Genomic DNA, 19,793 nt, shown 5'->3' on the forward strand with positions numbered 1-19,793 from the left:
GCTAGGCTCCGCCCCCGTGGGCGCGCTCGACGGATTGCGGGTTCTCGACCTGTCGCGGCTCGCGCCCGGCCCCTACTGTTCCATGCTGCTCGCCGACATGGGAGCGGACGTGCTGCGGGTCGACAATGCGGTCGGCGGGCCGGTCCGCTCGGGCGACATGGTGTCGCGCAACAAGCGGAGCATCGCGCTCAACCTGAAGACGGCGGGCGGCCAGCGGATCCTGCACCGGCTGGCGGCGGAGGCCGATGTCTTCCTGGAAGGCAACCGGCCGGGCGTCTGTGCGCGGCTGGGCTGCGACTACGCGACGCTGTCGGCGCTCAACCAGCGCCTGGTGTACTGCTCCCTCACCGGTTACGGGCAGTCGGGCCCGATGGCGCAGGCCGCCGGGCACGACGTGAACTACATCGCCCTGGCGGGCGTGCTGTCGCAGATCGGCAACGGCACCGACCCGCCCCTGCCGCCGCTCAACCTGGTCGCCGACTTCGGCGGGGGTGGCTTGATGGCCGCTTTCGGCATCCTCTGCGCCCTGTTCGAGCGCGAGCGCTCGGGCCGGGGCCAGTACATCGACGCGGCGATGGTCGACGGGGCCGCTTCGCTGATGGCGGTTCACTTCGGGCAGAAGGGGGCGCGCTCGACGCCCGGCGTCGGACTGCTCGGAGGCGGCGCCGCGTTCTATCGCTGCTACGAATGCAGGTGCGGCGGCTACGTATCGGTGGGCGCCATAGAGCCGCAGTTCTTCGCCGCCCTTTGCGAAGGCACCGGTGTCGACGTCGCCGACCAGCAGATGGACACCGATCGCTGGCCGGAGCACATCGAGGCGTTTCGACGCGCCTTCCTGACGCGGACGCGGGACGAGTGGGCCGAGGTCTTCACCAGGCTGGACGCCTGCGTGTCGCCGGTGCTCGACCTCGACGAGGCGCCCCGGCACGCCCACAACGCCGAGCGCGGCACGTTTCCGGTCGGCCCCGACGGCGAGATCCACATCGCGCCCGCGCCGCGGCTGGAGCGTACGCCGGGCGCTCTCCGGCGGCGTGAACCGCGGATGGGAGAGCACACGGGGGACGTTCTGGCCGCGTTGGGCTTCAGCGCGGAAGACATGGTCGAACTGGAAGAGGAAGGAGCGATCCTGAGGACATGACGGACACGAACACGCACGAGGCCCCGTCTGCCGGCGGCGCCGGCAGGGTCTTCGAGGACTTCGAGGTCGGCCAGGTGTTCCGGCACGCGCTCGGCCGCACGGTCACCGAGGGCGACAACGTGTGGCTGACGATGATCACCCTGAACCCGAACCCGATTCACTTCGACCGAGAGTATGCCGGTCAGACGGAGTGGGGCAGGCCCCTGGTCAACTCCTGCTTCACGCTTTCGCTGGTCACGGCCCTGACTGTGGCGGACCTTTCGCAGAACGCGGTGAACCTGGGCTGGGACAGCGTCCGCCTGCCCAACCCGGTGTTCGAGGGCGACACCCTCTACGCGCAGAGCGAAGTGCTCTCCTTGCGCGAATCGAAGTCGCGGCCGCACCAGGGAATCGTCGGCTTCCGGACCGTCGGCTACAACCAGGACGGCAAGCCGGTCATCACCTTCGACCGTACGATCCTCGTGTACCGCCGGGGCCACGTGCCGGCGAAGCCGACCCGCCCGGAACTGCGCGCCTAGCGGTCGGCCAGCGGTAGGTAGTCGCGGGCCTCGGCGCCGGTGTAGATCTGCCGCGGCCGGTTGATCCGGTTGTCCGGGTCGACGCTCATCTCCTTCCAGTGGGCCAGCCAGCCGGGCAGCCGGCCCAGAGCGAACATGACGGTGAACATGTTCGTCGGCAGGCCCATCGCCCGGTAGATGATGCCGCTGTAGAAGTCGACGTTCGGGTAGAGCTTGCGGTCGACGAAGAACTGGTCCCGCAGGGCGACCTCTTCCAGGCTCTTGGCAATCTCCAGCAGCGGATCGTTCACGCCGAGTTCCGCGAGCACCTCGTCCGCGGCGCCCTTCAGGATGCTGGCGCGCGGATCGAAGTTCTTGTAGACGCGGTGTCCGAAGCCCATCAGGCGGAAGGGATCGTCCCTGTCCTTGGCGCGGTCGACGAACTTGCTGAAGTCGTCGCCGCTGTCGCGGATCGCCTCCAGCATCTCGATCACCTGCTGGTTCGCGCCGCCGTGAAGCGGGCCGGACAGGGCGTCGATGCCGGCCGAGATCGCGGCGAACAGACTCGCGCCGGAACTGCCGACCATGCGCACCGTCGAGGTGGAGCAGTTCTGCTCGTGGTCGGCGTGCAGGATGAGCAGCATGTTCAGGGCCCGGGCCAGAACCGGCGGTGGCTCGTAGTCTTCGCACGGGACGGAGAACATCATGTTCAGGAAGTTCTCGGCGTAGCCGAGGTCGTTCTGCGGGTAGACGAAGGGCTGGCCGATCGACTTCTTGTAGGAGAACGAGGCGATGGTCGGCAGCTTGGCGATCAGGCGGACGACGTGCAGGTCGACATTCTCGTCCTCGGAGTAGAACGTGGCCAGCGATGAGATCATCGAGGAGAGGATGGCCATCGGATGGGCCGTCGGCGGGTATGCCTCGAAGAACTTCTTCATGTCCTCGTGGATCAGCGTGTGCCGCCGCAGCCTGGCGCGAAAATCCTCGAGTTCCTCTTCGTTGGGCAGCTCGCCGTAGATCAGCAGGTAGCAGACCTCGACGAAGGACGCCTCTTCCGCGAGCTGCTCGATGGGGTAGCCGCGATAGCGCAGGATTCCCTGCTCGCCGTCGATGAACGTGATGGCGCTGCGGCAGGAACCGGTGTTTCCGTAGCCGGGGTCGAGCGTTATGGCACCGGTCAGGCTCCGGAGCGCGTGGCTCTGGATCGCCACTTCGCCCTCGGAGCCGACGACAACGGGGAATTCGTACTCCTGGTCCTCGTAGGTCAGCTTGGCCGCTTTCATCTTGACTGTCTCACCCCTTCTTCCTCCCCCCAGAGTTCTGTCCTTCCCGGCATGCGAATCGTCCTGGGCCGCATTCGGCGCGGAGTGTAGCAGTCCCCAATGCGCTCGTGGGGGGCGGCGCGGTCCGGTTCAGACGCCGCGTTCTTCGCCGCCCCAGAGCGTCTTGTGAAGCTGCAGCGAGACCCTCGCCGGCAGCCGGTCCTCGAGCACCCACGAGGCGAGTTCGGCGGGCTCCAGCGCGCTCCAGACGGGCGACAGATGGACGGTGCAGAGCCGGTCGATCCGATGCGCCCGGATGGCGTTTCGCGCCCACTCGTAGTCGCCGCGATCGTGGATCACGAGCTTCACCTCGTCCGTCGCTCGCAGGTGCATGAGGTTCGGCCAGTGGTTGTTCTCCGCTTCGCCGCTGGCCGGGCACTTCAGGTCGACGATTCGCCTGACGCGCGGGTCGACCCCGGAGATGTCGAGTCCGCCGCCGGTCTCGAGCAGGACCTCGAGGCCGCGGTCGCACAAGCCGCTCATCAGGGTGTGGACCCCGGGCTGGAGCAGCGGCTCGCCGCCGGTGACTTCGGCCAGGGGACAATCGTACGAGAGCACCCGCTCGATGACGTCGTCGACCCGCATCCAGGCGCCTTCGTAGAAGCTGTACTCGGTGTCGCACCAGGTGCAGCGCATCTGGCAGCCGGTGAGTCGCACCAGTACGCAGGGGCGGCCCGCGAAGGTCGACTCGCCCTGGATCGAGTAGAAGATCTCGTTGATCCTGAGGCGCTCGCGGGCCGGAAGCGCGGCGACCGGATCGACCGGAAGACGTCGATCAGGCGTCGTCGTCAAGGAGCTGTCGCAGCACGTACTGGAGTATGCCGGCGTGCCGGTAGTACTCCGCCTCCTGGGGCGTGTCGAGGCGAACGCGCGCGCGGAAGGCGGTCTCGCCGCCGTCGCCCGTGGCCCGCACTCGCACGGTCAGGCCGGGCTCGAAGTCCGCGGCAAGCCCGGCGGCAAGCCCTTCGATGGCGTACTCCTCGCGGCCGGTGAGCCCCAGTTCGGTAGGGCCTTCGCCCTCCAGGAACTCGAGCGGCGCGATCCCCATCCCGACCAGGTTGCTGCGGTGGATCCGTTCGTAGCTCCTGGCGATGACCGCTCGCACGCCGAGGAGCCGGGGCCCCTTGGCTGCCCAGTCGCGCGACGAACCCGTGCCGTACTCGAGGCCGGCCAGGATGATCTGGGGCACGCCGCGTTCGCGGTAGGCCATCGACGCGTCGAAGATCGACATCTGCTCGCCTTCCGGCAGGAGCACGGTGTAGCCGCCCTCGACTCCCGGCACTAGGTGATTGCGCAGGCGGACGTTGGCGAACGTGCCCCGCATCATGACTTCGTGGTTGCCGCGGCGCGCGCCGTAGGCGTTGAAGTCGGCGGGCTCCACGCCGAGCTCGCGGAGGTAGTGCCCGGCCGGGCTGTCCGGGCTGATCGGGCCGGCGGGTGAGATGTGATCCGTGGTCACCGTGTCGCCGAGCAGCGCCAGCACACGGGCGCCGGTGATATCCCGTACCGGCTCGGGCTGCCGCGGCATGTCGGCGAAGAACGGCGGCTGCTTGACGTAGGTCGAGTCGTCCTGCCAGTCGAACGTCTGTCCGGCTGGAACGTCGAGCGCCTGCCAGGCTTCGCTTCCCGAGAACACGTCCGAGTACTGCCGCGTGAACATCTCCGGCCTCAGCGAGTTCTCGAGGGCAGCCTGGATGGCGCCCTGGGCCGGCCAGATGTCGCGCAGGTAGACGGGACCGTCGGGGCCGTCGGCGAGGGGCTCGCGGTACAGGTCGATGTCGATGCGGCCGGCGAGCGCGTAGGCCACGACCAGGGGCGGGGAGGCCAGGTAGTTGGCGCGTACTTCGCTCGAGATCCGGCCCTCGAAGTTGCGGTTCCCCGAGAGGACGGAAACCGTGACCAGCTCGCCTTCGGCGATCGCGGCCGATGTCGCGGGCGGCAACGGGCCGCTGTTGCCGATGCAGGTCGTGCAGCCGTAGCCGACGGTGTGGAAGCCGAGCTGCTCCAGGTAGGCGGTCAGGCCGGCTTCAGCCAGGTAGTCGGTGACGACCTTGGACCCGGGCGCCAGACTCGTCTTCACCCACGGCCGGGTCCGGAGCCCCGCCTCGACGGCCTTCTTCGCCAGCAGTCCGGCGGCCAGCATGACGGACGGGTTCGAGGTGTTCGTGCAGCTCGTGATCGCGGCGATGACCACGGAACCGTCCGTGATCCCGGCCGGTTCACCGGCGTCCCCCGCCTTGTCGGTTGCCGGGGCGGGATCGGCGCCGCCGTCGCCGTCGAGCACCGGCAGGCCGCTGCCGCGGGTCGACAATTGAGGCAACTGGCCGAGGAAGGAGTCCTTGACCCCGGACAGGGGAACCCGATCCTGGGGCCGCCTTGGTCCGGCCAGCGACGGCTCGACCGTGGCCAGGTCCAGCTCCAGCGTGTCGCTGTACTCGGCCTCCGGCGTGTCCTGATCGTGGAAGAGCCCCTGTTCGCGGCAGTACGCCTCGACCAGTTCCACCTGCGCTTCGCTGCGGCCGGTGAACCGGAGGTAGTCGATGGCGGCGCGGTCGATCGGGAAGATGCCGCAGGTGGCTCCGTACTCGGGCGCCATGTTCGCGATCGTCGCGCGGTCGGCGAGTCTGAGCTCGGCGAGCCCGGGGCCGAAGAACTCGACGAACTTGCCGACGACTCCGTGGCTGCGCAGCATCTCGGTGACCCGCAGCACGAGGTCGGTGGCGGTGGTGCCCTCCGGCAGGGCGCCGACGAGGCGGAAGCCGACGACCTGCGGCACCAGCATCGCGATCGGCTGACCGAGCATCGCGGCCTCCGCCTCGATGCCGCCCACGCCCCAGCCGAGGACGCCCAGGCCGTTGATCATCGTGGTGTGGGAGTCGGTGCCCACGAGGGTGTCGGGGTAGGCGAAGGGCGGCTCGGCGCGACCGTTCTGCGAATGCATGACGCCGCGCGCCAGGTACTCGAGGTTCACCTGGTGGACGATGCCGGTCGCCGGCGGCACGACGCGGAAGTTCTCGAAGGCGGTCTGCCCCCAGCGCAGGAACAGGTAGCGTTCCTCGTTGCGCTCGAACTCCCGTTCGGCGTTGATCAGGAGCGCGGCGGCGGAGCCGTACTCGTCGACCTGCACCGAGTGGTCGATCACCAGTTCCGCTGGCTGGAGCGGGTTGATCCGGGCGGCATCGCTGCCCATGGCCGCCATCGCGTCGCGCATCGCGGCCAGGTCGGCCACCGCGGGGACGCCAGTGAAGTCCTGAAGCAGCACCCGTCCGGGCATGAAGGCGATTTCGACGTTCGGCTCGGCCCGGGGTTCCCAGCGGGCGACGGCCTCGATGTCGGCGGCCGGCACGGCGTGACCGTCCTCCCGGCGAAGCAGGTTCTCGAGCAGGATCTTCAGGGCGTACGGCAGGCGCTCCACCGGCAGGCCGGCGGCGCTCAGAGTCGGCAGGTGAGCGATCCGGAAGGATCGGCCGGCGGCGTTCATCGTCCTTATCGCGCCGAAGCTGTTCGTCATGTCAGGCTCTCTCGGTGATCGCCGGCCTGGGCAGCCGGACGTTTGAAGTTCAAGTGCGGCCTGGGCCGGAGATTACCCAAAGCCGTCCCGCCGCCCGCATGGCCGCGTGTAGAGTCGCGCCCATGCCCGGGGTGGACGACTTCGAGACGCCGACGCTGCTGGTCGCCATGCCCCAGGTTCTCGATCCCTTCTTCTTTCGGGCGGTCGTGCTGCTCGCGGCTCACGAGGACGGCGGCGAAGGGGGTAGCCTGGGCTTTGTCGTCAACCGGCCGAGCCAGCTCAAGGTCGACGAGGTCCTGCGTGAACTCGACATCGAGTGGTCCGGTGACTCGGAAGTCGTGGCCTTCGTCGGCGGTCCGGTGCAGCCTGAGGTCGGCACGGTGCTGCTGTCTCTCGACGGCCTGAGCGGCCTGGAGCGGGACGGCATCACGGAGATCGCTCCGGGCGTCGGAGCGACGCAGAACATCCTGGCGCTGCGTACGCTCGCCCGTAGCGCGCCGGACCGGATGCGGCTGCTCCTGGGGCACGCGGGCTGGGCGCCGGGTCAGTTGATGCGGGAAGTCAGCCGCAGCGACTGGCTGACGGCGCCGATCGAGGAATCGATCGTGTTTTCCGGCGACCCGGTGGATGCCTGGTCTGGCGCGCTCGCCTCGCTGGGGATCGATCCGGCGTCCCTGCCGAGCTGGACCGCCGGCGACGGCGACTCCAACTAACGGACGGAGAGGTCCGAGGCGTCAAGTGCCGGTGCGCCGGTCTTCTGGCCGGCTTGTCCGGGCGGATGATCACCGTGGGCCGATCAGGTGCCGGTGGACCCGAAGCCGCCGTCGTTGCGGTCGCCCTCCGTCGGCTGCCGGCCGAGGGCGTCGTCCTCCCGGAACGTGACTTCGGGAACGGCGGCCACCACCATCTGCGCCAGCCGCTCGCCGTGTTCGACATCGACGGGCTCGTCGCCCAGGTTGACCAGCAGCAGCTTGACTTCGCCGCGGTAGTCGCTGTCGATCGTGCCGGGGGCGTTCAGGACCGTCAGGCCCTGGCGGAACGCGAGTCCGCTGCGAGGCCGGATCTGGGCTTCGTAGCCAGGCGGCAGGCCGAGGACGAGACCGGTCGGGATCAGACAGCGCGCGCCGGGCCCGATCCGGACCGGCCCGGAGGTGGCCGCGCGCAGGTCGTAGCCGGCGCTGCCGGTCGAAGCCCGCTCCGGCAGGCCGGCGGCGTGAGGCAGCTGGCGGATCCTGACGGCGACGGCGGATGTCATCCGTGCGCCCGCTGACGGGCGCGCGGACTGAGACGCGTGTGGCGCGGGTCGCGCCACAAGGGTGCCCGGCTCAACGGGCCTCTCTGCCGGGCGCCGTACCGTCCTGGACCGCCGGGCCTTCGAGCACTCCGGGCGGGAACGGCTTGCCGATCCACTCGCTGGTCAGCCGGGGCGGCGGCCGTCCGTCGGCCGCATTGCCTGGCCTGAGCTGGATCAGTTCGCTTGTGAAGTACCAGTCTCCGACATCCTGCTGGCCGTTGAACACGCGCTTCGAGGGACCGGGAGTGGCGCTGTAGACGCCGAGGATCGGTCCGACGACGGGACCTTCGCCTTCTTCCTCGTTCGGCGGCGGCACGGCCGTCATGGAACCTCCGCCGGCGGCCGCGACGGCCCCCGCGTTGGTCGCCGGCTGCGCGCCGCCTGTCTGGTTGCCGCTTCGGCCGGGATTGCTCGGCCCTCCCTGCATGAGCAGGCCCCAGCGACCGTCCTCGGCCATCGGGTTGGGCCACAGTTGGCGAATCGTACGGGGCTCTACTTCAACGAGCTCCTCGAGCGCGGTCGGCAGGCGTCCCTGGCGCACGCGAAAGATGCGGATCGCCTCGGCGTACTGCAGGCCGCGGAAGATGAGTTCCGTTTCCTTCTGTCGCTGCGCCCAACTGCTCCAGTAGGGCAGCGCGGCCGCGACCGCGATGTTCATCACCGTGATCAGGACGGCCAGGACCACCAGGTTGTAGCCGGCTTCGGAGTGGCGGGTCCGCCCCTGGCTGCGGCGGACCCCGCGGTCACCAGTTGGCATAGGCCTCCCCGTTCAGCGAGTTCTCTTCCGAACCGGAGTGGACGTCCTCGACTCCCGGATCCCCGAACGGGGACAGGTCGGTCTCGGCCCAGGGGTCTTCGTCGGCTGATGAAGGGAACTCGGCCAACACCTCGACCCAGGTCTCGGTGCTGCGAGTGATCGGGTCGGGCGGTATCGCGCGCAGGTACTCCTGCTCGACGAGCGCCTGGAGGCTCGGCGGGTAGTGGCCCTTGTCGGCGTAGTGCTGCTCGATCGCGTCGCGCATGACCCGGAGGTTCTGCTTGAGGGCCGCCTCCTGGGCCCGCCGGGGCGCGTTCTTGAGCAGGGGCACGGCGACCGCGGCCAGGATGCCGATGATCGCCATGACGATGATGAGTTCCAGCAGCGACATGCCACCCTGGGATTCCGGGCGCCGGGCTCGGACGCGTTCGTTCATTTCACCACTCCCGGTAAGCGACCCGGTTCAGACCGAGGCCGTCGCTCAGGGAGTAGACGTCGTAGACGTTCTCGCCTCCCCAGGCACGGTCGTCCGGGTCGTCCTGGTAACTCAGGAGCCCCCACTCCGCCTCGCCGGTCATCGGGTCGACGGGGATGCGGCGGAGGAACCGGATCTCGCCCTCCGCCTGCCCGATGAGCTGGATCGGCTCCACCAGGTTCTCGAGTTCACCTGGATAGCCGTCGGTGCCGATCTCGATCGGGATGAGCCCCACGTCGCTGTAGCGCTTGTGCTCGTCGATCGCGTTCCGCATCTGGCGGAGGTGGGAGCGCAGTTCGGCCTCCTTGATTCGCTTGTTCGTGAAGGTCGCGGTGGGCAGGGCGACGGCAGCGAGGACCAGCATCACGGCGCAGACCGTGACCAGTTCGACTAGCGTGTAGCCGGCCCGCCGCCACGCGCCCGCCCGCTTCATGCGACCGTCTCCGGCCGTTCACGATCCGCACTATCGCCGTCCCGGATCTCGATCTCGAGCGGCTGCACGGTGGGCGAGGCCAGCTCTTCGAGGGCCGGGCCTCTGGGCCGGGCATGCTCCACGGCGATGGTTGCCGTGCCGGGGTCCATGGCCCGCACCTCGAGCGCCAGCAGACGTCCCCTGCCGGCCACACCCGGCCGCTCGCCCAAACGGCTCAGGCCCACCACGACAGTGCCCGGTGTCGAGTCGTCGGTCATCAGCGAGATCTCGTCTTCGCCCCCAAGGAACGAACCTGCCCGCACGGCCGTGACCTCGATCAGAGACGGGTCGAAGCGCAGCCGCAGCGGCAGGTGGGAAAGCGGCGCCGTGGACCGGACGTCCAGCCGCACCTCGACACTGTCGCCGACGCTTGCACGCAGCGCTTCAGGGGCGAACGTGAGTTCGACTCCTCCGGTGGAGCGTTCCGCACGTTCCTGGAACACCGCCGGGAGGATGACCTGCGGGGAATTGGAGACCCGCGGGGAACCGGGGGCGCGCGTGGAATCCAGCAGACCGGCGTTGCGCGGCGGATTGCCGGGCGGCGGCACGAGCTCGACGCCCAGCGGCGGGCCTTCGTCTTCCTCCCCCGGTGGCTGTTGGCCCTCCGGCGCCGCGTCCCGCAGGCCCGGCGGCAGCCGGTCCTGGAGTTCGTCGCTGGCGCCGTCCGTGGCGTCCGGTTCGTCGAAGGGGCCGTCGACGCCGGAGTCGACCCGCGGGCTCGAGCCGCGGTAGACGACGTTGCTCTCCGTGCCGACCCAGATGGGCGCGAGGTCCTCCTCCCGGATGTCCGCGCGCCGGATGATGTGGGGGGTCAGGGTCAGCACGATGTCGGTGCGCTTGTTGTCGGTCGAGCGCCGGGAGAAGAGACGCCCCAGCACGGGGATCTCGGACAGCCCGGGAATCCCGCCCTGAGTATTCGTCTCGGACGTTCGGATCAACCCGGCCAGGAAGTTCGTCTCTCCGTCCCGCAGCCGGATGCTGGTGTTGATGTTGCGGCTGCCGATGATCGGCTGGCTTTCGATCCGGCCGCTGATGTTGCTGACCTCGATGTCGAGTTCGAGCGAGACCTCTTCGTTGTGATGCACCCGCGGCGTGATCTGCACGTCGATGCCGACGTTCTGGTACTGGTAGGAGGTGATCGGCACGATGTTGCTGCCCGCCGTGTTCGCAGTGTTGAAGCTGGTGACCGGGATCGGCACCCTGTCGCCGATCGAGAACGACGCCTCTTCACCCTCCGTGATCCGCACCTGCGGTTTGGCCAGGGTCTGGGCGTCGGTCGCAGTCTTGACGAAGTCGAACAGGAAGCCGGGCACGCTCAGCACCCAGTTGTTCTGATTCAGGGACTCCACGTCCGACATCCTGAGCGGCACCTCCTCTCCGCCGATGTCGAGGCTGATGCCGAGGCGGTTGGCGTCCAGGGACATTCCGAGTTCCTGGAGCTTCGATGTGTCGATCTGGAGCAGTTCCACGTCGACGACAACCTCGGCCTTCGCCTTGTCGTTCTGCTCGATCAGCCGTTCCGCGATCTTGACCTTCTCCACGCTGTCGAGCATGGCGATCGCGTTCAGCCGTTCGTTGGTCGCGATGAACCGCGTGTTCAGCAGGCTGCGCAGGATGGTCATCACGTCACTCACTTCCGAGTTCGAGAGGAAGAACGTCTGGATGATGCGGTCCTCGAACCGCTGGCGGTTCTGCTGCGTGTCCTGGAGGATCATGATCGTCTGTTCGTCGAGCACGCGGTAGAAGTGGCCGAGGCTGTGCATCAGGATCTCGAGACCCTCGATCGCCGTCACGTCGCGCAACTCGATGCCCTCGGGCCCGACCGCTGCGTCGCGCAGCCTGGTGTCGAAGACGATGTTGATCCCGAAGGCCTGCCCGATCGCCCGGTAGACCTCCATGAACGTCGCGTTCGGAAAGTCGAAGCTGACCGGCTCGTTGGACAGCGGACTGAGCGTCGGCGGCATCGGCTCGGCGGCGCGGGCATCGTCCTTCATCTGGGAGATGGTCCTGGGCTGGAGGCCGCTGGTTTCGATCTTCGTGCGGAGCTTCTCGAGTTCGGTCAGGGCGTACTGATTGGTCGGATCGAGCTGCACGGCCCGCTGCATCTCGAGCATCGCGTCCCGGTCACGGCCGGCCTCCTGCAACTTCCTGCCCGCTTCGAAGTGGGCATGGGCGGCCTGGGTCTTGGCCCGCAGCAGGCCGGCCCGGTAGCGGAGATCCGCCGGGTCCTCGGTGACCAGTTCCATGTAACGGAGCACGGCGGTGTCCCAGTCGCCCGTGAGCTCCGCGTGCTGCGCCTCCCGGAAGCTCCGGTAGCCGCTGCAGGAAGCGAGGATCAGGAGCAGCGCCAGCCCCAGTGAGAGCGCGCGCCGCCGTTGCCGCCGGTCTGGTTGTCGATCGTGTTCGTTCATGTGGTTCAGATCCTTAGCTTCCGGTCGGCCGGCCACCGATGGCGAGCCGCACCGGCTGTTCGTCCGGGAAACCCACGAAGAGCAGGTCGACCGACTCGTAGCCGATGTTCTGCACTTCGAACTTGTCCTTGACGAGGTCGCCCTCGAGTGCGTTGAAGATGGACTTGTCGGCGTCGATGAACACCGCGATCGGATTGTCGCTGCGCCCGAAAGAGCCGATATAGAAGATGTCGATCGGCGGCGGCGCGGGGCCGATCGGTTCCGGCGCCGGCGTCTCCGGGATGGTGAGTGGCGGCGGCGTCTCCGGGATCGCGGGCCGCTCGGGTTCGGGGGGCGGGGCCGTTTCCAGCTCGGGGAGGGCCGTCTCGGGCGCCGGCCGGCTGCCGAAGGACCAGGGATCCCGGGTCGGGCTGCTGGCCGGCGGCGGCTGGTCGAGGGTGTAGGCGGCGAGCTCGAAGACGTCGATCGTGGTCGAACGCAGGTCGCCCGCGGTCGTGCGGGTGAAGCCGGGACCGCCGCCGAACGACGGCAGGTAGCGCCACGCGGCGACCACCACGACGATGCCGAGCAGGCCCAGCAGTAGCGGGTTCGGCCGGCTGGAGCCGGCCTGGGCGGCGCTCATGCTCCCGCCTCCTGCTGGCCGGTCCGGGACTCGTTGCCGGAGAAAAGGGTAGACAGCCGGAGGTCGATGCGCAGGTTCGGCGTCGCCTCGCTCAGGCTGATCGACTCGAGGGCCACGAAGGTGTCCGTGACCTCGAGCAGGTTGACCAGGCCCCGCAACTGGCGGTAGTTCCCCTCGACCGTGAACACGATCGACTTCTCGACCAGACCGTACTGCTCCAGGGTCGCCTCCGGGTAGGAGATCGAGCCGGGACGGAGTCCCGAGCGGTCGGCCAGTTCCTTGACCTCGCCGATCAGGTCGGTCAACCGTTCGCGCTCGGTCGCGAATCCCTCGCGGTACAGGGTTCGCACGTGGCTGCGGGTCGCCTCGACCGTCGTGACCTGGCCCTCGCGGCGGGCCACTTCCTGGGTGGCACGCGTGCGCAGGTTCTGGACCTGGGCGATCTCGTCCTCGAGCGCCTGAAAGCGGCCGGCGTAGACGCCGCGGTAGGTGGACAGCAGAGCCGCGTTGAGGACGCACAGGCCCGCGCCGACCCAGAACCAGATGCGCAGGCGCCAGCCGCGCCGTCGCCGTCTCACGGCTGATCCTCCGCGGCGTCGCCGGCGCCGCCGGGCAGGTAGACGACCGCGATGGTGAAGTCCAGCGGGCCGGCGTCCTGCCGGCTCTCGTGGAGCAGCTTGGGATCGTCGAAGGCGGGGTGCTCGAACAGGGCGTCGATCAGATCGAGCAGGCCCTGGTCATCCTGGGCTTCGCCCGTCAGGTCGAGGACCACCCGGGACCGGTCGCCGGTTCCGAGCTCCGCGCGCCGCCGCCGGTTCCGGTCGCCGCGCTCCGGCGCCAGACTTCGCAGGCGCGTGTTCCACGGCAGTACCTGCTCGATGTCGTTGAAGAGTTGCCCCCAGGGGAAGCGCCGGTCCGCGATGCGTTCGTTCAGGAAGGCGACTTCGCGGTTCTGCGCCTCCAGGTCGAGGCGCGCCAGTTCCGTGCTCAGGCGGTCGAGTTGCGTCTGGTCGCCGGCGAGTTGCTCCCGCAGCCCGGAGAGTTCGGCGCGGGCGTCGGCGGAGCCGGTGAGGTAGCCCCAGTACAGCACCGCGTTCAGGGTCAGCAGGGCGAGGCCGAGCGCCCACAGCACAGCGGTCAGCCGGCGCCAGGGGCGGCGGTTGACGAACGGTCGGGCCGCCAGATTCAGGGACCTGCTCACGTCCTCACCGAGAGCGAGGCGCCCAGCATCGGCAGGGCGCGGTCGAGGTCGAGTTCTCCGGCCTCGGATCCGTTGCCGGAGATCGTGTCGTCGTCGAAGACGCGGGCCGGTAGCCCCAAAGCCTCTTCCAGCCGCTCGCGCCAGGTTTCCCGCGAGGCCTCCGCCGCCAGCATCAGGACGTGCTCGGGCAGGCCGGCCTCGGCGCCGAACACGCCGCGCTCCTCGATGAAGCTCCGGGTCAACCGCAGTTCGCGCACCGCCAGTCGGGAAGCGACCGAAGGAGGGAGGGCCGGGTCGAAGCTCTTGTAGCGATAGAGAGCGGGGGCGTCCTCCGTGTGCGCCAGAAGCGAGTAGCCGTCGCGATGGGCGAGCAGAAGGAGGAAGGCGCCGGTGTCGTCCTGCATCTGCCGGATGCCGTGCGCCGCGCCGAGGCTCGCGTTCGTCACCATGCCGATGTGGATACCGGCGCGGCGGAACGAGTCCTCGATCTGGGCCAGCACCCGCTCGACGCCGAACGCGATCAGGAAACGCGTGGACTCGCCGGCGCCGTTGCCGGTCCGGGCGCCGCGCACGCGCAACTCCTCCACCCGGAAGGGAACCTGCTTGCGCAGCTTGAAGCGGAGGGCCTCCTCGCGATGCTGCGGGCTCCGGGGCACGTCCTCGAGTTCCGCGAAGGTCAGCCGCAGCCAGCGGTCCGGGAGGACGAGTGCGGCGGCCCTGACCTGAGCTCCGGTGGCGGTATCGGCGGCCTGCTGGAGTTCAGCGACCACGTCGTGGAACTGGGCGGGCTCCCGCAGCGGACCGCCCAGCGCCCCATCCTGGAACGTGTCGGCGGGCAGTTCCCGGCGCCTGACCGCCTGCAGCTCGGGCGTGGGGCCGCTCTGACGCACGAAGTGCGCCAGGACGAGTTCGCGCTCGTCGAGCAGGAACACCGATGCCGGTCCCCGAGGGTCGTCGAGGCCGGCAAGGCGCTCAATCCACGAAGGTAACCTTGTTGATCTCACGGAGAGTGGTCACTCCTTCGCGGACTTTCTCCAGCGCGCTCTGGCGCAGGAAACGCATTCCTTCCTCGCCGGCGGCGCGGCGGATCTCCGATGCCGGTCGTCGGTCGAGGATCAGTTCACGGATCGCGTCGGACAGATCGAGGAGCTCCGATACCGCCATCCTTCCGAAGAAACCGGTGCCGTTGCACTCCATGCAGCCCCGGCCCTCGAAGAGTTCCCAGCCGGCGATGTCCTCCCGCGCGAGACCGCTCTCTTCGAGCAGCGTGTCGGTGGCGCGCACCGGCTCCCGGCAGTGGCTGCAGATGCGTCGGACCAGCCGCTGGGCCAGCACGCAGTTCAACGCCGCCACGAAGTTGTAGAGGTCCACGTTCATGTTCAGGAACCGGCCGAGGACGTCGACCACGTTGTTCGCGTGGACCGTCGTGAACACGAGATGTCCGGTCAGCGCGGACTGGATGGCGATCTGCGCCGTCTCCTCGTCCCGGATCTCGCCGACCATGATCTTGTCCGGGTCGTGGCGGAGGATGGAGCGGAGGCCGCGGGCGAACGTCAGCCCCTTTTTCTCGTTCACGGGAATCTGGGTGATGCCGTCGAGCTGGTACTCGACGGGATCCTCGATCGTGATGATCTTGTCCTCGCTGGACTGGATCTCGGACAGGCAGGCGTAGAGCGTGGTCGTCTTGCCGGATCCGGTCGGACCGGTGACCAGGACCATGCCGTACGGCTCCCGGATGAACTTGCGGAGCTTCGCGATCGTCCCGCCGTCGAGGCCGAGGACGTCGAGCCGCAGGTTCCTGAACTCCTGGTTCATCGACTCCTTGTCCAGGATGCGGATGACGCAATCTTCGCCGTGGACGGAAGGCATGACGGATACGCGGAAGTCGATCGTGCGGCCGCTGACCCGGACCTTGAAGCGGCCGTCCTGGGGAATCCGCTTTTCGGCGATGTCGAGCTCGGACATGACCTTGATCCGGCTGACGATGGTCTGGTGGTGGCGCTTGTCGATCGGCTCCATCGCCTGGTAGAGCACGCCGTCGATCCGGTACTTGATGACGACTTCCTGCTCGCGCGTCTCGATGTGGACATCCGAAGCCCGGCGCTGGATTGCATTGAACAGCGTCGAGTCGACGAGCTTGATGATGGGGCTCTGGTCGGCCGAGATCCGGTCGATCGAGAGCACCTCGCCGCTGTCCTCGTCTTCCTGGACGAGCTGGATCTTGAAGTCCTCGGTCGCCTCGTCGAGGACCCGCTGCGCGCTCTCGGACTTCTGCAGGAGATCCTCGATCTCGGACCGGACGCCGATGCGCGCCTCGAGCGGTTGCCCGAGTTGCAGTTCCAGTTCGTCGACGCGGACAACGTCTGTCGGGTCGGCCATGACGACCGCCAGGCGGCCCTCCAACTGGCGTTCAGGGATGAAGCTGTAGCGGAGCATCAGGTCGAAGGGGATGTGCCGGAAGAGGTCGTTGTCGATGCGGAAGTTCGCGAGATCGGCGACCTCGAGCCCGAACTGCGCCGCCAGCCGGGCGGCCTCGGCCCGTTCCCGGCCGAGGCGGTCGTCCTCGTCGCCCCCCGCCCGCAGGCTCTCCAGATCGGACACGCCCTCCGCGATCAGGCGACGGTTGCGCGCCGCGGCGCTCTCTTCGTGGACGACCATCAGCCCTGCACCTGTCCCAGCACGCTGAAGAGCGGCAGATACATCGAGAGCACGAGCAATGCGATCGTGCAGCCCATGACGACCAGCATCACGGGCTCCACCAGCGAGAGGAGCCGCTCGGTCCGGGTTTCGACGTCCTCGTCGAGGAAGTCGGAAACGCTGTTCACCATCTCGTCCAGGGCGCCGGTCGCCTCGCCGACCTTGACCATGTCGATCGCGAGGTCGGTGAAGACCTCCGATTCCTCGAGGGCCACGTGGAACGCCTCGCCCTCGCGGATGCGCGGTCCGAGCGCTACCGCCCGTTCGTGCAGGAAGCGGTTCGTAACCGCCGACGCCGCGGTTTCGAGCGCCGAGGCGAGCGGCAGGCCGCCGTGCAGCAGGGTGGCCAGGGAGCGGCAGAACTCGGACAGGGCGAAGCGGTGGAAGATCGGCCCGATGAACGGCAACCGCAGTTTCAGGCGGTCGACCAGGGCGCCGATCCGGCCGCTCCTGCCGATCCTCCAGCTCGCCCAGGCGGCCACGGCGACCGCGGCCATGAGCGCGAGGGTGGTCGGGCTGCGCAGCACTTGGGACACGGCGAGGAGGAGTTGCGTGAGCCAGGGCAGATCGAGGTCGAGCGCCACGTAGAACTCCTCGAAGCGCGGCATGACGAAGAACATCATCACCGCCACGATGCCGACGGAAAGGCAGATCAGGAGCGCCGGATAGAAGAACGCGCTGACCACCCGCTTGCGGGAACTCGTGACGAGCTTGAGCTGGCGGACGTACCGGCGAATGACCCGTTCCAGGCCGCCGCTCTGCTCGCCGGCCTTGAGCATCGAGCTGTAGATCGGCGGGAAGGAGTTGCCCGCCGCGGCAAAGGCCTCGGAGAGTTCTTCGCCGCTCTCGACGCGGTCCCGGATCTCGCCCAGCGACTCCTTGAAGGCGGCGTGGCGCTGCCGCTCGCAGAGCAGGTCCAGGCACTGGAGCAGGGGCAGTCCGGCGCTGAGCAGGCCCGCCAACTGCTGGTTGAAGATCAGGAAGTCCTGCCCCGGGACCGCCTTGCGGCTGCTCTCGGCGGCGGCCGAACCCGTGCCCAGAAGCGCCCCGAAGAGGTGCTGGAGGCCGCGGCGCCTGATCTCGAAGACGTACAGGCCGCGGCGCTCGATCTCGCGCCGCGCGGTGCGCAGATCCGGCGCCTCGTGGATCTGCTCCACGATGCGACCGTCGGTGGTGCCAAGCCGGCAGACGAACTGCATGACCCGACCCCGCTCCTAGTCGCCGGCGCCCAGGCCGTCTTCGCGGGGAGACCGGACGGTCACGGCGACCACCAGGCCGCTGGCGTCGGATCCGCGGTAGGGGAGGGCGAGGACCAGCGGCTTGCCGACCCAGACGTTCAGGTGGCCGTTGAAGACGCGCTCGTCGAGGACGGCGCTGCGGCTGCGCTCGATCTCGACTCCGTACAGCTTGAGGCGGCGGTCGAGCAGCACGGTGCCGACCCGGAAACCGAGCCGGAACTCGGTGCCGATCTCGTAGCGGACGTTCTCGCCCTCCGTCGCTTCGAACTGCCCCTCGCCGAGCAGCCGGTAACTCGTGAAGGCCAGCCAGTTGCCCAGTTCGTCGGTGAGCTGCGCGGGCAGCTCGGAGCGCGGGTCGCCGCTGCCGCGGCGCGACGCCTCGAGGATGAAGATCTCGAACTCGATCTGCTGGCGCGGGTGGTCGAAGTCGCGCAGCAGGGCGAGCAGGTGCTCGAGTACGCTGCTCCGGTCCCTGAGCACCAGAGTGTTCGTCGCCCGCTGCAGTTCGATCGTTCCCTGGGGCGACATCTCGCTCTGCATCCACTCCAGGGCGTCGTCCGCCCGTTGATGCTGGAGCGTGAAGGCGTGGCGAATCTGGGTTTCAGCCTCCTGCTGTGCGTCTCCCGGTTGCGCGAATGCCGGCTGCAGTGTGCCGGCGGCAGTCAGGAGGGCCAGGGCGGCGAGGGCCCGGCGAACGGCGCTAGCGGCGCTCACGGCGCCACCACCAGGACCACGTCGAGGCCGGAGCCGTGGCCGTTGCCGGGAAGCTGGTAGACCTGCAGCGGCTCGTCGCCGAGCGGCTCCACGAGCGGTGCCATCGCGATGTGGTCGGGCAGCACGGGCGGGTCGCCCGCGATCTCGTCCGTGGGCGGCACGCTCTCGGGCCACAGCAGGAAACTCAGACCGAGCGCCGCGGCCGCGACTCCGGCGGCCAGTACCGAAGCCATGGGCAGGCGCCGGCGGGCGCTCCGCGCCTCGTTCAGGCGCTTCTCGGTCGCCCGTCCGTCGAGCTCGAGCCGCACGCGCTGGCGGATCGCCTCGACGTCGGCCGCGCTGACCTCTTCGTCGTTGTCACGGGCGGAGTTGCCACCGGCGGCAGTGTCGCCGGCGGAAGGGCCGCTGAACAACAGCACCGGATCGACAGCGAGCGAGGCCACGCGACAGCGTTCGCAGTCCTCGCGGTGGCGGAGAGCGTCTTCCCAGGCGGCGTCCACCGTCGCGTCGCCGACTTCCGAACTCCTTTCGGCCCGCTCGCGTTCGCGCACGAGGGCAGCCCAGTCGGGACAGGGAGAAGTCATGGGCGCTCCTTTCTGCCGGCGCGGGTCCCGGCTGTCTGCGCGTACTCGGGGTAGCGCCTGAGCAGCTCCTCGCGGAGCAGCTTGCGGCTGTTGAACAGGTGGTTGCGGACGGTCGAGGGACGGATGCCGAGGATGCCGGCGATCTCCTTGCCGGCCAACCCCTCCATCTCGCGCAGCACGAACACCGCGCGCTGCTTGTCGCTCAGAGTGGAGGCGAGCTCATGAAACACGGACCGGACCTCACTGGCGGACAACGAATCGAGTTGCCGCGCGGAGACTTCGCCCCGCTGATGCTCGTCGTGCAACTGGAAGCTCTGCAACGAGCGGAGGCGGGAGGCACGGGAGCGCAGGTGGTCGATCGCGAGGTTCGAGACGATCCGGTAGATCCACGTGTTCGGGCTGTACCGGCGGTCGAAACGATGCCGCGAGTTCCAGATGCGCAGGAAGGCGATCTGGACGATGTCGCGTGCGTCTTCCCGGTCTCCCACGAGCCGGGTGGCCAGACGAACCAACGGGGTCGTCTTGCGGCGCATCAGTTCGTCGAGCGCGAGGTCGTCGTCGCCGCGAAGGCCCTCGAGCAGCTCGGCGTCGGACGCGTCGGCCCACGCCACCTGACGCTGGTGGCGGGAGTACGCGATCGTGAGACCGCTCCGGGGAGGATCTTCGCGTGGCGGTTCCATGCGGATGGCTTGCGCGGATCTCATGCCTCGCTGTTGATACGGAGGCCCGGGGCAAAGCGTCCAAGCCGCGCTTCGGGAGATTGGAGGGCCCTCCGCCAGCAGGCGGCGGAATTATACTCGTCCGTCGATACGGGGCTTCGGCAGCCCCATGAGTTCACCGCGCGTCGCACCGGAAGCGGT

The 19,793-nt window shown here is 68.7% G+C and carries 20 protein-coding genes; 3 read left to right on the forward strand and 17 right to left on the reverse strand.

Going from position 1 to position 19,793, the window contains the following annotated elements:
* Positions 1-16 precede the first annotated feature (16 nt).
* Together OXI49_14730 and OXI49_14735 are read left to right on the forward strand one after the other, a co-directional pair.
* Positions 17-1,138 carry a CaiB/BaiF CoA-transferase family protein gene (locus OXI49_14730; GenBank protein MDE2691766.1) on the forward strand — a complete coding sequence of 374 codons (1,122 nt, stop codon included), beginning with the start codon at positions 17-19 and terminating at the stop codon, positions 1,136-1,138.
* On the forward strand, positions 1,135-1,656 hold the full coding sequence (locus tag OXI49_14735) for a MaoC family dehydratase (protein MDE2691767.1): 522 nt from the start codon (positions 1,135-1,137) through the stop codon (positions 1,654-1,656). The genes OXI49_14730 and OXI49_14735 overlap by 4 nt, the downstream gene beginning before the upstream one ends.
* Here the strand turns inward: OXI49_14735 and OXI49_14740 are convergent.
* From OXI49_14740 to acnA, 3 genes are all read right to left on the reverse strand, one after another.
* Complete coding sequence (locus tag OXI49_14740) at positions 1,653-2,918, reverse strand: citrate synthase (GenBank protein ID MDE2691768.1); 1,266 nt, start codon at positions 2,916-2,918, stop codon at positions 1,653-1,655. The two genes, OXI49_14735 and OXI49_14740, sit on opposite strands and share 4 nt — an antisense overlap.
* 129 nt (positions 2,919-3,047) lie before the next feature.
* Positions 3,048-3,677 (reverse strand): radical SAM protein, encoded by a 630-nt coding sequence (locus OXI49_14745; protein ID MDE2691769.1) that lies wholly within the window; start codon positions 3,675-3,677, stop codon positions 3,048-3,050.
* Positions 3,678-3,732: 55 nt separating this feature from the next.
* A complete protein-coding gene (acnA, locus tag OXI49_14750; GenBank protein MDE2691770.1) occupies positions 3,733-6,468 on the reverse strand; it encodes an aconitate hydratase AcnA in 2,736 nt (911 codons plus the stop codon).
* A 122-nt stretch (positions 6,469-6,590) separates the two neighbouring features.
* On the opposite strand from acnA, the gene OXI49_14755 reads away from it, so the two are divergent.
* Positions 6,591-7,181, forward strand: a complete 591-nt coding sequence (locus OXI49_14755; GenBank protein MDE2691771.1) for a YqgE/AlgH family protein — start codon at positions 6,591-6,593, stop codon at positions 7,179-7,181.
* Between the two features lie 83 nt (positions 7,182-7,264).
* Here OXI49_14755 and dut read toward each other — a convergent pair whose 3' ends face one another.
* From dut to OXI49_14825, 14 genes are all read right to left on the reverse strand, one after another.
* Positions 7,265-7,723: a dUTP diphosphatase gene (gene dut / locus OXI49_14760; protein ID MDE2691772.1), complete on the reverse strand. Its 459-nt coding sequence runs from the start codon at positions 7,721-7,723 to the stop codon at positions 7,265-7,267.
* 70 nt (positions 7,724-7,793) lie between these two features.
* Complete coding sequence (locus OXI49_14765) at positions 7,794-8,519, reverse strand: hypothetical protein (GenBank protein MDE2691773.1); 726 nt, start codon at positions 8,517-8,519, stop codon at positions 7,794-7,796.
* Positions 8,506-8,955 (reverse strand): type II secretion system protein, encoded by a 450-nt coding sequence (locus OXI49_14770; GenBank protein MDE2691774.1) that lies wholly within the window; start codon positions 8,953-8,955, stop codon positions 8,506-8,508. The genes OXI49_14765 and OXI49_14770 overlap by 14 nt, the downstream gene beginning before the upstream one ends.
* Position 8,956: 1 nt before the next feature.
* Entirely contained in the window at positions 8,957-9,427 is a 471-nt protein-coding gene (locus OXI49_14775; GenBank protein MDE2691775.1) for a type II secretion system protein, read from the reverse strand.
* A complete protein-coding gene (locus tag OXI49_14780; protein MDE2691776.1) occupies positions 9,424-11,877 on the reverse strand; it encodes a hypothetical protein in 2,454 nt (817 codons plus the stop codon). Before OXI49_14780 ends, OXI49_14775 begins: the two co-directional genes overlap by 4 nt.
* A gap of 13 nt (positions 11,878-11,890) precedes the next feature.
* Positions 11,891-12,499 (reverse strand): hypothetical protein, encoded by a 609-nt coding sequence (locus tag OXI49_14785; protein MDE2691777.1) that lies wholly within the window; start codon positions 12,497-12,499, stop codon positions 11,891-11,893.
* Positions 12,496-13,077 carry a hypothetical protein gene (locus OXI49_14790; protein ID MDE2691778.1) on the reverse strand — a complete coding sequence of 194 codons (582 nt, stop codon included), beginning with the start codon at positions 13,075-13,077 and terminating at the stop codon, positions 12,496-12,498. The genes OXI49_14785 and OXI49_14790 overlap by 4 nt, the downstream gene beginning before the upstream one ends.
* Positions 13,074-13,700, reverse strand: coding sequence for a hypothetical protein (locus OXI49_14795; GenBank protein MDE2691779.1), 627 nt, complete (start codon positions 13,698-13,700; stop codon positions 13,074-13,076). Before OXI49_14795 ends, OXI49_14790 begins: the two co-directional genes overlap by 4 nt.
* Positions 13,697-14,704 carry a hypothetical protein gene (locus OXI49_14800; GenBank protein MDE2691780.1) on the reverse strand — a complete coding sequence of 336 codons (1,008 nt, stop codon included), beginning with the start codon at positions 14,702-14,704 and terminating at the stop codon, positions 13,697-13,699. The genes OXI49_14795 and OXI49_14800 overlap by 4 nt, the downstream gene beginning before the upstream one ends.
* Positions 14,673-16,358 carry a GspE/PulE family protein gene (locus tag OXI49_14805; protein MDE2691781.1) on the reverse strand — a complete coding sequence of 562 codons (1,686 nt, stop codon included), beginning with the start codon at positions 16,356-16,358 and terminating at the stop codon, positions 14,673-14,675. Before OXI49_14805 ends, OXI49_14800 begins: the two co-directional genes overlap by 32 nt.
* Positions 16,358-17,596, reverse strand: a complete 1,239-nt coding sequence (locus OXI49_14810; protein ID MDE2691782.1) for a type II secretion system F family protein — start codon at positions 17,594-17,596, stop codon at positions 16,358-16,360. The genes OXI49_14805 and OXI49_14810 overlap by 1 nt, the downstream gene beginning before the upstream one ends.
* A 15-nt stretch (positions 17,597-17,611) precedes the next feature.
* Positions 17,612-18,349 carry a hypothetical protein gene (locus OXI49_14815; protein ID MDE2691783.1) on the reverse strand — a complete coding sequence of 246 codons (738 nt, stop codon included), beginning with the start codon at positions 18,347-18,349 and terminating at the stop codon, positions 17,612-17,614.
* Entirely contained in the window at positions 18,346-18,933 is a 588-nt protein-coding gene (locus OXI49_14820; GenBank protein ID MDE2691784.1) for a hypothetical protein, read from the reverse strand. The genes OXI49_14815 and OXI49_14820 overlap by 4 nt, the downstream gene beginning before the upstream one ends.
* Positions 18,930-19,637, reverse strand: coding sequence for a sigma-70 family RNA polymerase sigma factor (locus OXI49_14825; GenBank protein ID MDE2691785.1), 708 nt, complete (start codon positions 19,635-19,637; stop codon positions 18,930-18,932). The genes OXI49_14820 and OXI49_14825 overlap by 4 nt, the downstream gene beginning before the upstream one ends.
* Positions 19,638-19,793 lie beyond the last annotated feature (156 nt).

It is taken from the genome of Acidobacteriota bacterium (assembly GCA_028875725.1).
Classification (GTDB): domain Bacteria; phylum Acidobacteriota; class Thermoanaerobaculia; order Multivoradales; family Multivoraceae; genus Multivorans.

Coding starts and splice junctions, on each gene's coding strand:
- OXI49_14770 (MDE2691774.1), bottom strand. CDS start 8,955: ATGAACGAACGCGTCCGAGCCCGGCGCCCGGAATCCCAGGGTGGCATG.
- OXI49_14825 (MDE2691785.1), bottom strand. CDS start 19,637: ATGAGATCCGCGCAAGCCATCCGCATGGAACCGCCACGCGAAGATCCT.
- OXI49_14740 (MDE2691768.1), bottom strand. CDS start 2,918: ATGAAAGCGGCCAAGCTGACCTACGAGGACCAGGAGTACGAATTCCCC.
- acnA (MDE2691770.1), bottom strand. CDS start 6,468: ATGACGAACAGCTTCGGCGCGATAAGGACGATGAACGCCGCCGGCCGA.
- OXI49_14820 (MDE2691784.1), bottom strand. CDS start 18,933: ATGACTTCTCCCTGTCCCGACTGGGCTGCCCTCGTGCGCGAACGCGAG.
- OXI49_14765 (MDE2691773.1), bottom strand. CDS start 8,519: ATGCCAACTGGTGACCGCGGGGTCCGCCGCAGCCAGGGGCGGACCCGC.
- OXI49_14780 (MDE2691776.1), bottom strand. CDS start 11,877: ATGAACGAACACGATCGACAACCAGACCGGCGGCAACGGCGGCGCGCG.
- OXI49_14775 (MDE2691775.1), bottom strand. CDS start 9,427: ATGAAGCGGGCGGGCGCGTGGCGGCGGGCCGGCTACACGCTAGTCGAA.
- OXI49_14735 (MDE2691767.1), top strand. CDS start 1,135: ATGACGGACACGAACACGCACGAGGCCCCGTCTGCCGGCGGCGCCGGC.
- OXI49_14755 (MDE2691771.1), top strand. CDS start 6,591: ATGCCCGGGGTGGACGACTTCGAGACGCCGACGCTGCTGGTCGCCATG.
- OXI49_14805 (MDE2691781.1), bottom strand. CDS start 16,358: ATGGTCGTCCACGAAGAGAGCGCCGCGGCGCGCAACCGTCGCCTGATC.
- dut (MDE2691772.1), bottom strand. CDS start 7,723: ATGACATCCGCCGTCGCCGTCAGGATCCGCCAGCTGCCTCACGCCGCC.
- OXI49_14785 (MDE2691777.1), bottom strand. CDS start 12,499: ATGAGCGCCGCCCAGGCCGGCTCCAGCCGGCCGAACCCGCTACTGCTG.
- OXI49_14810 (MDE2691782.1), bottom strand. CDS start 17,596: ATGCAGTTCGTCTGCCGGCTTGGCACCACCGACGGTCGCATCGTGGAG.